Here is a 13,377-nt window from a genome sequence, read left to right on the forward strand (position 1 = left end):
TGACCAGGATGACAAGAGCGGAGTGACGAGAGATTGTCACGCTCCGTTCCGTGGGAGCCCGGGGGTGAGATTCCCCCGGGCCACCCGACTCTTGGAGTTGCCGAGGCCAGGTGCCCAGGGTGCACCAGGATTTTGGCCTGGAGATCCCGCACCGGTCGAGGTAGCTCTGAAAGGCGGTCGGTCGTCGGGAAGGGGGTGCCTTCTCGGTTGGTGGGATACCGCTGAGGCGCTCGATGTTGATGGCGATGGCCGTCAGGACGTGTTGGACGTGGGCTTTGCTCTGTCCTCGGTAGCGGCAGCGGCGCATGCCGTGTCCGTGGGCGAACTCGTTGACCGTGCCCTCCACTCCGGAGCGGACCGCGTATCGGGCCTTCCATTCGGGCGTCTGCTGCTCGGCGCGGACGCGGAGTTGCAGGTCGCGGAGCTCGCGCGGGGGAAAGCCCACGGTGCGGGCGCTGTCGGCGGTGCTGGTGCACTGGGTGCGTGCAGGGCAGGGGCGGCACTGAGCACTGGCTCTTGGTGAACCGTGCCACGATCAGTGGGGCCGCGGTGGGCGAGGAGGTCGGGTAGGGGCCGTGCCAGCCCGCGCTGACCTGTCCCTGGGGACAGGTGACCTGCTGACGGTCGTAGTCGATGTGGAAGTCGTCCCGGGCGAAGCCCTCGCCTCGGCGGTGCTGGTGCGTGGGGTTGCTCTTCAGCGGTCCGGAGACGATGACCTGGTGTTCACGGGCGGCTTGTTCCAGGTGGGGCAGGGAGGTGTAGCCGGCGTCGACCAGGTGCTCGGCGGGCAGCAGCCCGCGACGCGCCAGGCGGGTGTGGATGCCGGGCAGGACCCGGCTGCCGTGGGTGGTGGCGAGGTCCGTGATCACGTTGGGCCGTCGGATGCGCAGGTCTCGGTCCGATGGGCAGCGAACCCCTTCCAGCTGATGATGTGTCCGTGCCGTGCGTAGCGGGCCGAGGTGTCGTAGGGCGAGACGATCGCCCGGGACGAGGGCGGCAGCCCGGGCCCGCCTTCCTTCTCGGTGGTGCGCCATCGCAGACGCCCTGCGGCGTCACGGTGGTAGTTCTGCACCATGATCTGGCGCAGGGCCTGGACTCGGGGACCGGACGTGCGGTGCCCTCCGTGCCGGTAGAGATGTTCCAGGAGCCGGACGCCGCCGTCTCCGGCGGCGAGAATCCTGGTCATGGGCTTGGTGGGGTTCTTGCCCAGGCGGACCGGCAGGCCGTAGCGGAGTCCCCAGTCCTCGTCGACGAGCCCGTGGAGCAAGTGAGGGGAGGTGCCGGCGACTTCCTCGAGTGCGGCGCGGACCGCCTCGGTGACCATCTCCAGGCGGGTCAGGTCACGCACCGCGGTCAGGACGTGGGTGGAGTCGGTGCGCTGCGTGCTGCGCTCGCGCACCAGGCCGGCCTCCTTGAGGCGGGCCAGCGCGAGGTCGAGGAGGCGGTCGGCACGGCCGTCCCCGGTGAGACGGTCGCGGAAGTCGCCCAGCACGCTGTGGTGGAAGCCGGGATCATCCAGTTCCAAGGCCATGGCGTACTTGAAGTCGATGCGACAGCGGACCGCCTCGGCGGCCTGCCGGTCCGACAGACCGAGCAGAAACTGCAGCACACAGACGGTGGCCAGCTGAGCGGGCGAAAGCCCTGGACGTCCGTCCCTGGGATACCAGTCGGCGAAGTCCTCGTCGCGCCACAGCCCGTCCAGCCGGTCACGCACCCATATCGCCGTCGTACCACCCGGGTTGCTCGCCCGCGCGATCTGCGCAGTCAGAGGCGGAACGTGCTCACCGGAACGGGGGCGCAGGGACAACGGGTACCTCGACAGCTTCATCGGACGGCGGAACTACCCGAGCATGCCCGTCGACCATGCTGCCGCACCGGAGAACTTCAAGATCCCCGACAGAGTCAAGCTAATGCTCACCGCTATGACTTTGCTGCTGGGGCTCATCGGCTACGCGCTGTTGTGCTGGGCGAAGCCGCTCGCACCGTGCCGCAGGTGTAACGGCCTGGGGCAGATCGAGCGGTGCGGGATGGCGGCCCATTCGTCGAGTAGACAGTAAGGTGTGACCGGGCGGCATGGCGGCTGAGAATCGGCCGATGCCGATGCCGATGCCGAGCACACCCCTCGCGGCGGCCAGCAGACCGTTATCTGATGGCGAGCGCAAGAGGAAGGCCAGCGCCGCCATATTGCCATGACTGCACGCCGGCGTCATCCGGGCCGTCACGCCCGAGAGCGAGACGCCGAGCGCGATGAGCACAGCCAGCAATGGTGCATGATGCCCCGCCAGGACCGGAAGCAGGTCAGCGCACACAACGCCGGGCTCGGCATCCGGGCCGCGCAGTTCATCGGCGGGCGGGATGGCGGATTGTGCATGGGCGGTCCGTCGGCACTTCGCTGACTGGGTAGTCCAAGGGACGGCCGTGCTTGACCGGCAACGCCCTTCTGTGAGGGCCCGCGCGCTGCTTCAGCGCGCGGGCCCTGTTGGGGGCCGTCCTCGCGGCCATGGGGTGGGTGAAAGCCGGACGCCGCGCGAACCGGCCGCGAGGACAAGGTCTGCCGCGGCTCCCCCTGCGGGAGGGAGGCGGCCCCGGTCCGCAAGAAGACGCCTGCTCTTTGGTGGGCCGACGCCCAGCACGTCGGCAAGCTGCAGATGACCGAAGTACCCCTCGAGGTCAGGATGCCGAGTGACGCGCTGTCAGGAGGGGTGGAGTTCGACGACGACGCGATAGCTCGCCGGTTCTGAGGTGATGTGCAGGTCGGGGTCGTCGAACATGCGCTGCAGCGAGGCATGCCACTCGGGATTGTCGGTGGCCTTGTCGAGCGCGGTCCCCGACGCCCACTCCGCGACGTGGACGAAGCGGGTCTCCGGGCCTTCGGTGAGGGGCCGGTGCAGGCGGGAGCGGAGAAAGCCGGGCTGGGCCGCCATGATCCGGGCGTTCTCCTGGTACACGACGGTGAAGTGGTCGGCTTCGTCCGTCGGCACGGTGTAGCTCTTGATGACGGTGACAGGCCCGTCGGTGCTGGTCTTCGATTCGAGGGAATGGCTCATGCCCCTATTGACCGACGACGCCTTGCGTCTGTGACCGGTCGGCGGGTGCCGACGTGAGCCCGAGTCGGTGAGGGCGGAACAGACAAGGAGATGGCCCTCATGCGAGGTTGCCCGAAGGCACGTCGCGTGAGGGCCCTTTCGGGTCGGTCAACTACCGGGACGGCAGCATCAGCTGCCGTCGTTCTCCCAGTGGTGGACGGCTGTGGTCGCGGTGACGTCGTTCGCGTAGACCAGGGCGACACGGTGGTTGTACTGGATGGTGTACATCTTCTTGCCTCCGATGACCACCGCTCCGCTGGAGGGGAAGTAATCGTCGGTGGCGGCCGCTTCCCGCGTGGCCACGTATGCCTGTCCGGTCGGGATGTCGTACATGTTCAGCGGTGCCTGCGTGGAGGCGCCCAGGCCGGCCGGGTACTCGGCCTTGTCGGGGTAGCTGGAGCCGTAGAGGGACGCGGGAGCGGTGCCCGCGGGCTTGATGATTTTCACTCCGTAGCTGGTACGGGTGTTGACGCCGCCGGGGTTGTGGAACCACACCTTCGCACCGCTGAACCAGATCGCGGTCCAGTCGTCCCGGACGTCCGCGACGACGAACTGCTGCCCGGCCTGAGCCGTGCTGCCCCAGTCGTTCACCCGGTCGGTGCCGGGCGCGGTGCCGTGGATCGCCTGGTCGCCGAAGAGCGGGGCCGTTTCGCTCGGGGCGGTGTGCAGGTAGACGAAGTTGGTCGGGTGCTGTTGCTCGGTGCAGGTGGTCGTCTGGCCGGTCGGGTCGTCGGAGGGGCAGATCTGGAGGGTTTGCACGTTGTCCGCGAAGGACGGCTTGATCGACACGACGGAGCCGGTCTGCGGCACCTCGGACACGCCGCTGACAGGGGCGTCGAGCAGGCTCATGAAGTGGTTCCAGTCCCAGGCGTAACCCGGGTCCCAGTGCATACCGGAGACCAGGGCGGAGTTGGGCCCGGCAACGTTGTCATGGCCGATGATGTGCTGCCGGTCCAGCGGGATGTCAAACCGATCGGCCAGGTACTTCACCAGGTCCGCCGTGGACTGGTACTGCGCCTCCGAGTACCAGGCGGCGCCGTGCGCGGCGTACCCCTCGTGCTCGATGCCGATCGAGTGCAGGTTGGTCGAGTAGTTCCCCGCGTGGAAGGCGATGTCCTTGGTGGGCACCATCTGAGTGACCGCGCCGGTCGAGGACATCACGTAGTGGGTCGCGCCCGGGTTCGTGGGGTTCGCCAGGCCCGCCACGCCGGCGTCGTAAGTGGACTCCAGGTCATGGATGACGATCGTGTCGATGCGGATGCCGTTGGTCGGTCGGTCGGCGACCTGACGGCCGACCGGTGATCCGGCGACGAAAGTGCAGGCGACGGTCGGCGGGCATTCGGTGGCGGCCGTCGTCGAAGAGGACTTCAGACGCAAGGAGTTGATCTGCTCCCGGGCGGGATTGACGGTAGGTCCGGCAGCCAGACGTACGCGCTGGCCGTCCTGGGTCGTCGCCGAGGCGCCGCTGCGGATGGTGCGAAAGACGCGGTCGGCGAAGGAGGCAGCCGCCTGCTTCTGCTTGGCCTGGCTGTACCGGGCCACGGCTCCGTACCACTGGGAGGGGTCCGCGGGGGTCGCCCCGACCAGCTCCTTCTCGTACGAGGCGAGCAGGGCGGCACCCCCGCGGATGTTCGCGGTGTCGTCCTCGCGCAGGGACTTGACGGACAGCCCGGTCAGCTCGGCCGCCTGGCGCAGGGTGTGCAGGGCGGGGTCCGCGGAGAGGAAGTCGAGGTCGGTGCGGCCCGCCGCGCCCGCGGCACCGCCCGCCAGTATGGTGGGAGTGACGTCCGTGAGGTTCATTGGCCCGTAACCGCCGTCGGTGCTCGGCAAGGCGCCGTGGCCCTCCCATGCCGACTCCTGGTGGGAGAGGGCGAGCAGCACGCTCGACGGGATGTCGAACTCCTTGGCAGCTGCCAGCAGCGCCTGTTGGCGGGAGTCCGCGGTCGCGCTCGGGGCGTCGGCGAGTGCGTGGCCGGGCAGGGTGAGCAGGGAGCCCGCGACCAACGCGCTCACGGCGATGCCGACGGGCACGCCAAGAGCCTTCTTTCTTCTGTGCAAGGTGATGCTCCTCAGAGGAAGAAACATGGGCATCAAGGTGCGCCGGCGGCATGGCCGCTCGTGGGGGGGGAAGGCCCGGGCGGCAACTCGATGCGGGGATGACTATAGGGCCATGTTTGCTGCAGTGGCCACGGAAAGAGTAACTGCTTCCGTCACACGTGTGTTGTGACTGAGCTGCACAGAAAGGGCTTAACGGCCTTTTCGGGAACACAAGTTGTCGGAGAGTTCCGGCGGGGGAGGGATTGCCGCGAAGGTGAGGGACCAGGCGTGGTCCTATGCGTCCATGCGGGGCCGGTAGCGGGACGCTGGATTCATAGACAGTGTGGAGTGCTATACACTTTTCACAGCAACTCGACACCGTGTGCCAATGCTTAGGTGCCGGTGTGGGATCGCTCGCCCACCCGCGGACCGTCCGTCAGCGGGTGCGTGCCTCGGGCGCCTGCGCGAACCCCCGCGAGCAGGCGCCCGAGGCAACTGCATGACTGTGAGTGCTCGGAGCCGAAGGAGGTCCGCTCAGGACTTCTGGGCGCGGTAGAGACCGCGGCCGGCCCGGCGTACGCGGGAGGTGCCGACCAGTCGGTCGAGTGTGCTGCGCACCGCATTGATGCTCCCGGAGTCGGTGTCTCGGCCGAGCGCCGCGGCCACGTCGCGCGCGCGGACCTCCGCGTCACCGACGCCGGCGAAGTACTCCAGGATCTGTTCAGTGAGCGCGCCGTAGCTGCGCTGTTCGTCGGCCTCCGCACGCGAGGAGGGCGCCGGCTTCTCCTTCTGCGTGGGCGCCTCCTGTCGCGGTGCGGCCTGCTTCCGCGTCGTGCGGGCGGGCGCGACGGCCGGAGTGTCGGCCTTCGGCTGTTCGGGTTGCTCGGGTTGCTCGGTGGCGCGGCGGCCGGACGGCTCGGCCATCAGGACCGTCAGGGCGCTCAGGGCGCGCTGGACGGAGTCGAGGTGGGCGGCCACGGCGGCCAGTTCCCTCTCCAGTGCCCGCTTCTGAATCTCCAGGCGGGCGAGGTCCTCCTGGAGGCTCTCCGCAGTGACCTCAATCTCATGCGCTGCGCGAGTTGCCGAGACCATGTCTTCCTCTCATCCTCAACCCTCCGTGCCGCGCCTCGCTGAAGTCAGCCGCGGTGCCGCTCGGCTCGGACCCGGGGATGTGTGTGGGTGCAGTGTATGTCACAGCGTACGAGTTCCGAACCCGGAAGATGTAAAAGATGGTGATGCGAGGCCATCGTCGAATGAGGTGCCTGCCACTGTCTTCACCCTTTGGTGAGCGGCACCTCGGCGGTGTGGACAGGGTGCGGAGCGCTCGGGTCGTTCGTGACGGGACTCCGGGTCGGGGAGGGCGGGATCGGCCGTGGTCGGCGATTCCTCGGGCGTTCGGCCGGATTCCCATGGGACTGCTCGCGAAGGCGGCGCAGTCGCTTTGTTGATCGTTCGATGCGGGTGCTGACCTCGTCAATCGCTTCTTGAAGGATGCGGATCCGTGCCTCGAGAAGGGCCGCTTCCGCGGTCAGAAAGACGCCGGTGGCACGCGGATCGAGGTCTTGGCCCATGCGATGTCCTCATTTCTCCTGCGTGGCCGCCCGGTTCCAGTGGCGGAGCTTGTCAGGGTTGAGGACCGCCCAGATCTGCACGACGTGGTCACCCGCGACGTCAAGACTGATGACCGCGGCGACCTCGTCGCCGTAGCGCACCACTATCCCGGTGCGGCCGTTGACGGACTGGCAGTGCAGTGTGGTGCCGGGGCGCCCGGCCAGGAGGGTGAGCAGGCTGCGAGTGACGCGCCGTGCGCCGTGGACGGGCCGGGTCAAGGTTCTGACCTTGCCGCCTCCGTCGAGGAACACGGTGGCGTCCGGTGCCAGCAGAGACCTCAGGCAGTCGGGGTTCTCCGCCACGCAGGCCTGTTGGACCGCTCGCACCACACGGTCGTGCTGCCGCGGTGTGGTGGGGTGTGCCCACCTGGTCCGAAGGCTGTGCCGGCCCCGGGCGGCGAGTTCGCCGCATTCCTGTTCCGTCTGTCCGACAATGGCGGCGACCGTCCCCGGAGCCATCCCGAACACGTCGTTGAGGACGAATACGGCCCGCTCGGCCGGTGACAGCGTGTCCAGCGCATCGAGAAGGGCCTGGCTCACCTCTTCGTCCAGGTCATGAGGGGGCGCCGCGCCAACCGGGCCTGGGTGCGACCGCCCGGTCGGCGCCAAGCGCTCCAGACAGATGCCGCCGACGGTCTTCACCAGCCAGGACCGGGGTTCGGCGATGTGGGTCCTGTGGTCGTCGGACAGGCCGTACCAGCGCCGGTAGGTCTCCGCCACGACGTCGTCGGCATCCTGCTTCCGGCCCAGCATCCAGTAGGCCACGTTGAGCAGCCGCCGTCGCTCGTCGAGCAGTTCCGCGATCGGCACCGTCTCGTCGTCCTGTTCCCGGTCCATCTGGCATCACCCCTTCGCACAGCACCCGACAAGGCGGTGCCACCCCTGATTCAGGCCGATGTCCGCCGCGGCTCCCGGGAAAGGGCAGTCCGCTTTCGTCCGGCGGGTCGTACGGATGCACTGCTGACCGGACAGGGACAGATCATGTGACACGGTTCCCGGTCGTACGCAGCGGCACCTCCCCCTGCTCCGGCGAGCCGCGGTCACCTTCGCAGCGGTCGTCAGGGCAGAAGGCTGTCGAGCGGCACGTCGGGATCGGACAGGCCCGCGTCCGCCACGGAGGCACCGGACTCGACGAGGGCGCGGACGGAGTCGATGGCGTTCCACACGTTCACACTCATGCCTGCCAGGACCCGGCCACCGGCCAACCAGAAGGCGACGAACCGCCGCTCGGCCGGATTCCCGCGGAAGACGACGCGGTCGTAATCACCGGGCTCGGTGTAACCCGTGTACTCCATCCCGAGGTCGTACTGATCGGTGTAGAAGTACGGCAGCCGGTTGTACGCGGCCTCCTTGCCGAGCATGGCCAATGCCGCCGTGCGGGGCTGGTGCAGGGCGTTGGCCCAGTGCTCCACCCGCAGATGCCGGCCGAGCCGGGGATGGTAGGCGTTGGCGACGTCCCCCGCGGCGTGCACGTCCTTGGCCGAGGTGCGCAGACGCTCGTCGGTGACGATGCCGTTGCGCACCTCCAGTCCCGCGGCCTCGGCGAGCTGGACGTTGGGGGTGATGCCGATGCCCACCACCACGGCGTCGGCAGGCAGTCGGGTTCCGTCGGCGAGCTGGACGCCGTCGGCGCGGGTGCCGTCACCGGTGATGCGCTCGACGGCGGCGTGGGGCCGCAGGACGACCCCTTGATCCCGGTGCAGGTCGGCGAAGACCTCGGCCGCCTCCCGGCCGAGTACTTTCAGCAACGGCAGCTCGGAGTGCTCCAGGATGGTCACCAGCGCCCCGGCCGTCCGGGCCGCCGCGGCGGTCTCCAAGCCGATCCAGCCGCCGCCGACGACCACGATCCGGGCCCCGGGGGTGAAGGCGGCCTTGAGCCGCTCGCTGTCTCCCACACGGCGCAGGTACAGCACGTTGTCCACGTCCGCCCCGGGCACTGTCAGCCGGCGGGGAGTCGATCCGGTCGCCAGGAGCAGCTTGGTGTAGGACATCCGGCGTCCGCCGGTGAGTTCGACCTGGCGGGTGTGTGCGTCGACGGCCGTCACGCGCGTTCCGGTCATCAGGTCGACGTCGTGCTCGCGGTACCAGTTCTCGGGATGCACGAATATGGACTCGCGGTCCTCCTTGCCCAGCAGGTACCCCTTGGACAGCGGCGGTCGGATGTAGGGGCGCTCCGCTTCGTCCCCGATGATGACGAGCGGGCCGTCGTAGCCCTGTTGCCGGAGTTCCTCGGCGGCCTTGCCCGCGGCGAGGCCGCCCCCGACAATCACGAACCCGTTTTCTCGCGACATGATGTTCCCGTCTCCGCTCGCGCGCACCGGACACTGGTGTGCCCTCGTGCGGAGGGACCGTGAGAACCTGCAGGTTGTGACACCGGTCCGCGCCGCGGAGGCAGCGTGAGGGCCTGCGAGGGCAGAGCGGAGCAGTGCGACGAGGGCGCGGACGACGTCCGTGTTCCACGACCGTGGCCGAGGCGGTCCGCAGATCCGCGCCTCCCGTCGCTTGCCGGCGCGGGCTAGCGTCCGGTGCCCTGCGCCCAGTGCGCCTCGAGGGCGTCGGCCACCTCCGCGGGCCGCTCCAGCACCGTCCAGTGGTTGCAGTCGAGATGGAGGACGCGGGTGGCCCGCAGGGCGGCGCCGAGTTCGTCGCCGAACTCGATCTGGCAGGCCGGGTCGCGCTCGCCCCAGAACACCAGCGCAGGTGCGGTGACGTTCGACAGGGCCGGTTCCCACTCCGTCCCCATGGTCACGGCGGACCGGTACAGCCGCAGGATGCTGTCCTTCATCGTGCCGTCGACGTGCCGGACCATCTCCTCCACCGGTTCGGCGGGCGCGTCGAAGCCGTTCACCAGGTCCTTCGCGAAGGACCCAAGGTTCAGTTCGGCCATGAACCGCTCGCCGGCGACGGGGTCCTGCCAGGTCTCGGCCAGCGGGTGCCAGACGTAGCGGGAACTGATGGGCCCGTTGCCGCCGGCCCAGGTGCGCACCAGGTCGGGGCGGAGGGAGGCGACGCGGGCGGTGAGGATGCAGCCCCAGTCATGACCGACCAGGTCCACCGGCTCGCCGACGCGCTCGAGGCGTTCGACGAGCCAGTCGACGTACTCCTCCTTGCTGGAGCCGAAGCCGGTGGGGCGGGGGGTGCCGAATCCGGGCAGGTCCCAGGCCTCGACGTCGGAGCGGGTCAGGTGAAGGCGTACGCCGTTCCACACGCGGTGGGTGTCAGGAACGCCGTGGATGAGGATGGCGGGCATGGTCGGTACATCCCTCGTGATAGGGGCCGCGGCGGGCCGAGACGACGCGCATCATGTGCTGCGTCGTTTGCACCCAACATAGTGGCACACAGTGTCACGGCCCTCATCGCAGGTCGACGCCGGACCTGTCACGTGGGGGGATGTACTCGCTTTCGTCCCGTTCGCCCGCGCATCCGACGAGTGCGCCCTCCGGACACGCGCGGTCCATGCGCGCCGCCCTGATGACCCGGCTCCCGTCCTTGCCCGCCGACGTGCGCGAGCGGATCACCGTCCACCCCTGCACCTCCCGGAGACCGGCCTGCCCGGTGTCGCGGGTGTCGCGGTCTGCCACAACCCCCCGGCGTGCCTCGATCCTTCCTCGCGCCGACGGCTCCACCCCGCCGTCACCGAAGCGCTTCGTCCCGGCGGCTCGTTTCCCCCTCGGCACGCTGTGGCACACAGAACGCCTTCCCGGTGGCAGGCCCGGTGTCACACGCCCGGGCCCTCACCGGTCTGTCCTTCTGCGGACCTTGCCCGGGACTCCTCGGCTGCGGTCCGCTCCACCATCGGCAGGCACACGGCGACGGCTCGCAACGACTGATCGTCGTGACCAAGCATCGCAAGGACCCACATATGTCGACCGTCGTCCTGTACCCAGCGCTGACAGGTGTCTACACCATCGACCCGGCACACAGCACCATCGGCTTCTCCGTCCGGCACGCCATGATCGCGAACGTGCGCGGGCGCTTCGGCGCGTTCGAAGGGCTGGTCAAGCTGGACGGGCACCAACTCAGCCGCTCTGAGGCTTACTTGAGCGTCCAGACCGGCAGTATCGACACCAGCAGTCCTGACCGGGACATCCATCTCGCGGGTCCGGACTTCCTCGACGCCGCCACCTATCCGCTGATGGTCTTCCGCTCCGCCAGCCTCGCCGACCGCGGAGACGGCCAGTTCCGTCTGATGGGCCACCTCAGGATCAAGGACGTCGAACTCCCTCTCCACATCCACCTCGCCTTCGACGGGGCCACGCAGGACGAGAGCGGAGACCATCGTGTCGGCTTCTCCGGCACCGCCCTGGTGCGCCGCTCCGACTGGGGGCTGGGCGGGAACACGCCCGATGAAAGCGGCGGCGTCCTCATCAGCGACAAGGTCAGGCTCAATTTCGACATCTCCGCCGTCCGCCGCTCCCGCTCGCATGCCGCCTGACCCACCCCGCGCCACAACACCGACCGCACCGCGCGGTCCCCGCCGGCAGCGATGCCGGTGACCACAGGTCGGTCCGCAACCGCGGCCGAACCGTACGCACGAAACCAAGGTGAGACCCCCATGAATCATCAAGACCCCACAGGCCAGCCCCGGTTCCGCTCGATCACGACGATGGAGGGCCTGCGAGAGCACCTGCAGTGGGCCATCGAGCTGGAACACGCCACGCTGCCGCCCTACCTCACAGCCCTCTACTCCCTCGACCCCGACCGGAACGCCCACGCCGTCGAAGTGGTCAGCAGCGTGTTCGTCGAGGAGATGATCCACCTCGCGCTGGTGGCGAACCTCCTGAACGCGGTCGGCGGGCAACCTCGCGTCGACACCCCGCAGATACTGTCGCCGCATCCGCGGCCCATGCCGCACGCCGACCCCTCCATGCAGCTGTCCCTACTGCCGTTCGGTCAAGAGGCGCTCACCATGTTCCTCCGCCTCGAACAACCCGCTCACCCGGGCGACCCGGCCGAGGGCGACGCCTACATGACGATCGGCCAGTTCTACGACGCGATCGAGAAGGGGCTGCGACACCTGTGCGCCGAGCTCGGCGAGGAACAGGTCTTCACCGGTGATCCGGCCCGCCAGGTGGCCGCAGGACCCTTCGGGCACACCGGCGGGCGGCTGAGCCCGGTCACCGACCTCGCCTCGGCGCTCTCCGCCCTGGAGGAGATCGTGGAGCAGGGCGAGGGTGCGGCACGCGTCGACGTGTGGGACGGGGACATGGACATGTTCCACCCGCAGACCAAGGCGGTCTCGCACTACTACCGCTTCCAGGAGCTCGCACAGGGCCGGCGCTACCAGCCGGGGGACACACCGGAGACAGGGCCCACCGGCGAGACGCTCACCGTCGACCCCGCCGGGGTGCGCCCGATGCGGCCCAACCCGAAGCTGGAGGACCATCCGGAGGGCAGCGCGATCCGCACGGCGCAGGAGACGTTCAACATCGCGTACGGCAAGCTGCTGCAGCTCCTGGAGCAGGCGTTCAACGGTAATCCCGCGATGCTCGGGGTGTCGGTGGGCACGATGTACGCGCTCAAGGGGCAGGCACAGAGCCTGATGTCGATGCCCGACGGCGAGGGCCTGACCGCGGGCCCGACCTTCGACTACGTCGCTCCGGAAGACCGCGGCTGACCCTCGCACACATGGTGGCCCCCTGGACCGACGGTCCAGGGGGCCACCATGTGTGCGAGGGTCAGGGGGCGGAGCCTGCACGCCCCCTGACCCGCGGCACCGGTGGGTCAGCGCACGGTCCGAGCGGCTGCCTCGATCACCCTGGCGACGTCGGCGGGGTGGGAGACACTCACGGCGTGTGAAGCTCGTACGCGCGTGATGTGGGCGTGCGCGCGCTGTGCCATGAAGATCTGGGCCTGCGCCGGGATGTTGCGGTCCTGGGTGGCGACCACGGCCCAGGACGGGATGTTCTTCCAGCCGGGCTCGGAGGCGTCGTCCGCCAGCGCGGCATTGCTGATCGGACGCTGCGTGACGGCCATGAGGTCCGTGGTGTTGCGGGGGACGTCAGCGGCGAACTGCTGGTGGAACTTGCTCGGTTCGATGGTCAGGTCCGCGTCGCGGGAGCCATCCGGCAGGGTGACCGGCACGGAGTGCAGCGCGTCGCCGAGGGTGCTGCCGGGGAACTTGCCCGACAACTCGACCGCGCTCTCTCCCTTTTCGGGGAGGAAGGCGGCGACGAACACCAGGGCCTTGACGTTGTCGGCGTTGTGGGCGGCGTCGCTGATCACCGATCCGCCGTAGGAGTGTCCGGCCAGGACCACCGGGCCGTCGATGCCGGCCAGGACCTCTTTGAGGTAGGAGGCGTCGTTGTCGAGCCCGCGCAGCGGGTTGGCCGCGGCGACGACGGGGTAGCCCTCGTGCCTCAGCCTCCTGATGACCCCGTTCCAGCTGGTGGAATCGGCGAATGCGCCGTGCACCAGCACCACCGTGGGCTTCTTCTCGCTGTCCGGTGCGGACGTGGTCTTGTCCGCGTGGGCGGGGGCGACCGCTGTGGCGATGAGGGCGGTGGCGACGGAGGCGGTGGCCAGCAGGGAGAGGGGGATGCGGACCCGCTGGTAGGTGGAACTGCGGTTCATGGGAGGCCCTTTCGGGAAACGGTGTGCTATCACGTTCAAGGACCGTGTGCGTGTCGGGGGTGTGACACTTT

Annotated in this window: 11 protein-coding genes and 1 pseudogene; 2 read left to right on the top strand and 10 right to left on the bottom strand. The window is 69.0% G+C overall.

The genetic code is table 11. The features are described from left to right. The 9 genes and pseudogenes from ACFY0P_RS50605 to ACFY0P_RS50645 all read right to left on the bottom strand — a co-directional run. Nucleotides 1–496: pseudogene (locus ACFY0P_RS50605) on the bottom strand (transposase); the annotation flags it as partial. 369 nt (nucleotides 497–865) lie between these two features. Then, nucleotides 866–1,828 (bottom strand): transposase, encoded by a 963-nt coding sequence (locus ACFY0P_RS50610; RefSeq protein ID WP_388929271.1) that lies wholly within the window; start codon nucleotides 1,826–1,828, stop codon nucleotides 866–868. Nucleotides 1,829–1,907: 79 nt separating this feature from the next. Continuing rightward, nucleotides 1,908–2,264 (bottom strand): hypothetical protein, encoded by a 357-nt coding sequence (locus ACFY0P_RS50615; protein WP_388929272.1) that lies wholly within the window; start codon nucleotides 2,262–2,264, stop codon nucleotides 1,908–1,910. A 429-nt stretch (nucleotides 2,265–2,693) separates the two neighbouring features. After that, on the bottom strand, nucleotides 2,694–3,047 hold the full coding sequence (locus ACFY0P_RS50620; RefSeq protein ID WP_388929273.1) for an antibiotic biosynthesis monooxygenase family protein: 354 nt from the start codon (nucleotides 3,045–3,047) through the stop codon (nucleotides 2,694–2,696). Nucleotides 3,048–3,215: 168 nt separating this feature from the next. Beyond that, nucleotides 3,216–5,144, bottom strand: a complete 1,929-nt coding sequence (locus tag ACFY0P_RS50625; RefSeq protein ID WP_388929274.1) for an N-acetylmuramoyl-L-alanine amidase — start codon at nucleotides 5,142–5,144, stop codon at nucleotides 3,216–3,218. A 513-nt stretch (nucleotides 5,145–5,657) separates the two neighbouring features. Then, nucleotides 5,658–6,215 carry a hypothetical protein gene (locus tag ACFY0P_RS50630; protein WP_388929275.1) on the bottom strand — a complete coding sequence of 186 codons (558 nt, stop codon included), beginning with the start codon at nucleotides 6,213–6,215 and terminating at the stop codon, nucleotides 5,658–5,660. 488 nt (nucleotides 6,216–6,703) lie between these two features. Further along, a complete protein-coding gene (locus ACFY0P_RS50635; RefSeq protein ID WP_388929276.1) occupies nucleotides 6,704–7,570 on the bottom strand; it encodes a sigma factor in 867 nt (288 codons plus the stop codon). Nucleotides 7,571–7,791: 221 nt separating this feature from the next. Then, complete coding sequence (locus ACFY0P_RS50640; RefSeq protein ID WP_388929277.1) at nucleotides 7,792–9,024, bottom strand: NAD(P)/FAD-dependent oxidoreductase; 1,233 nt, start codon at nucleotides 9,022–9,024, stop codon at nucleotides 7,792–7,794. Nucleotides 9,025–9,248: 224 nt separating this feature from the next. Beyond that, nucleotides 9,249–9,983, bottom strand: coding sequence for an alpha/beta fold hydrolase (locus ACFY0P_RS50645; protein ID WP_388929278.1), 735 nt, complete (start codon nucleotides 9,981–9,983; stop codon nucleotides 9,249–9,251). Between the two features lie 612 nt (nucleotides 9,984–10,595). Here ACFY0P_RS50645 and ACFY0P_RS50650 point away from each other — a divergent pair. Beyond that, nucleotides 10,596–11,168 (top strand): YceI family protein, encoded by a 573-nt coding sequence (locus ACFY0P_RS50650; protein WP_388929279.1) that lies wholly within the window; start codon nucleotides 10,596–10,598, stop codon nucleotides 11,166–11,168. A 120-nt stretch (nucleotides 11,169–11,288) separates the two neighbouring features. Then, nucleotides 11,289–12,350, top strand: coding sequence for a ferritin-like protein (locus ACFY0P_RS50655; RefSeq protein WP_388929280.1), 1,062 nt, complete (start codon nucleotides 11,289–11,291; stop codon nucleotides 12,348–12,350). Between the two features lie 107 nt (nucleotides 12,351–12,457). Here ACFY0P_RS50655 and ACFY0P_RS50660 read toward each other — a convergent pair whose 3' ends face one another. Beyond that, complete coding sequence (locus tag ACFY0P_RS50660; RefSeq protein ID WP_388929281.1) at nucleotides 12,458–13,306, bottom strand: alpha/beta fold hydrolase; 849 nt, start codon at nucleotides 13,304–13,306, stop codon at nucleotides 12,458–12,460. Between the last annotated feature and the right edge of the window lie 71 nt (nucleotides 13,307–13,377).

Origin of the sequence: Streptomyces sp. NPDC001714 (assembly GCF_042892755.1) — a bacterium.
Taxonomy (GTDB): Bacteria; Actinomycetota; Actinomycetes; order Streptomycetales; family Streptomycetaceae; genus Streptomyces.

Bases quoted from the DNA above. Each gene is read 5' to 3' on its own strand.
- ACFY0P_RS50610 (WP_388929271.1), bottom strand. From the start codon at position 1,828: ATGAAGCTGTCGAGGTACCCGTTGTCCCTGCGCCCCCGTTCCGGTGAG.
- ACFY0P_RS50620 (WP_388929273.1), bottom strand. From the start codon at position 3,047: ATGAGCCATTCCCTCGAATCGAAGACCAGCACCGACGGGCCTGTCACC.
- ACFY0P_RS50630 (WP_388929275.1), bottom strand. From the start codon at position 6,215: ATGGTCTCGGCAACTCGCGCAGCGCATGAGATTGAGGTCACTGCGGAG.
- ACFY0P_RS50635 (WP_388929276.1), bottom strand. From the start codon at position 7,570: ATGGACCGGGAACAGGACGACGAGACGGTGCCGATCGCGGAACTGCTC.
- ACFY0P_RS50640 (WP_388929277.1), bottom strand. From the start codon at position 9,024: ATGTCGCGAGAAAACGGGTTCGTGATTGTCGGGGGCGGCCTCGCCGCG.
- ACFY0P_RS50645 (WP_388929278.1), bottom strand. From the start codon at position 9,983: ATGCCCGCCATCCTCATCCACGGCGTTCCTGACACCCACCGCGTGTGG.
- ACFY0P_RS50650 (WP_388929279.1), top strand. From the start codon at position 10,596: ATGTCGACCGTCGTCCTGTACCCAGCGCTGACAGGTGTCTACACCATC.
- ACFY0P_RS50655 (WP_388929280.1), top strand. From the start codon at position 11,289: ATGAATCATCAAGACCCCACAGGCCAGCCCCGGTTCCGCTCGATCACG.
- ACFY0P_RS50660 (WP_388929281.1), bottom strand. From the start codon at position 13,306: ATGAACCGCAGTTCCACCTACCAGCGGGTCCGCATCCCCCTCTCCCTG.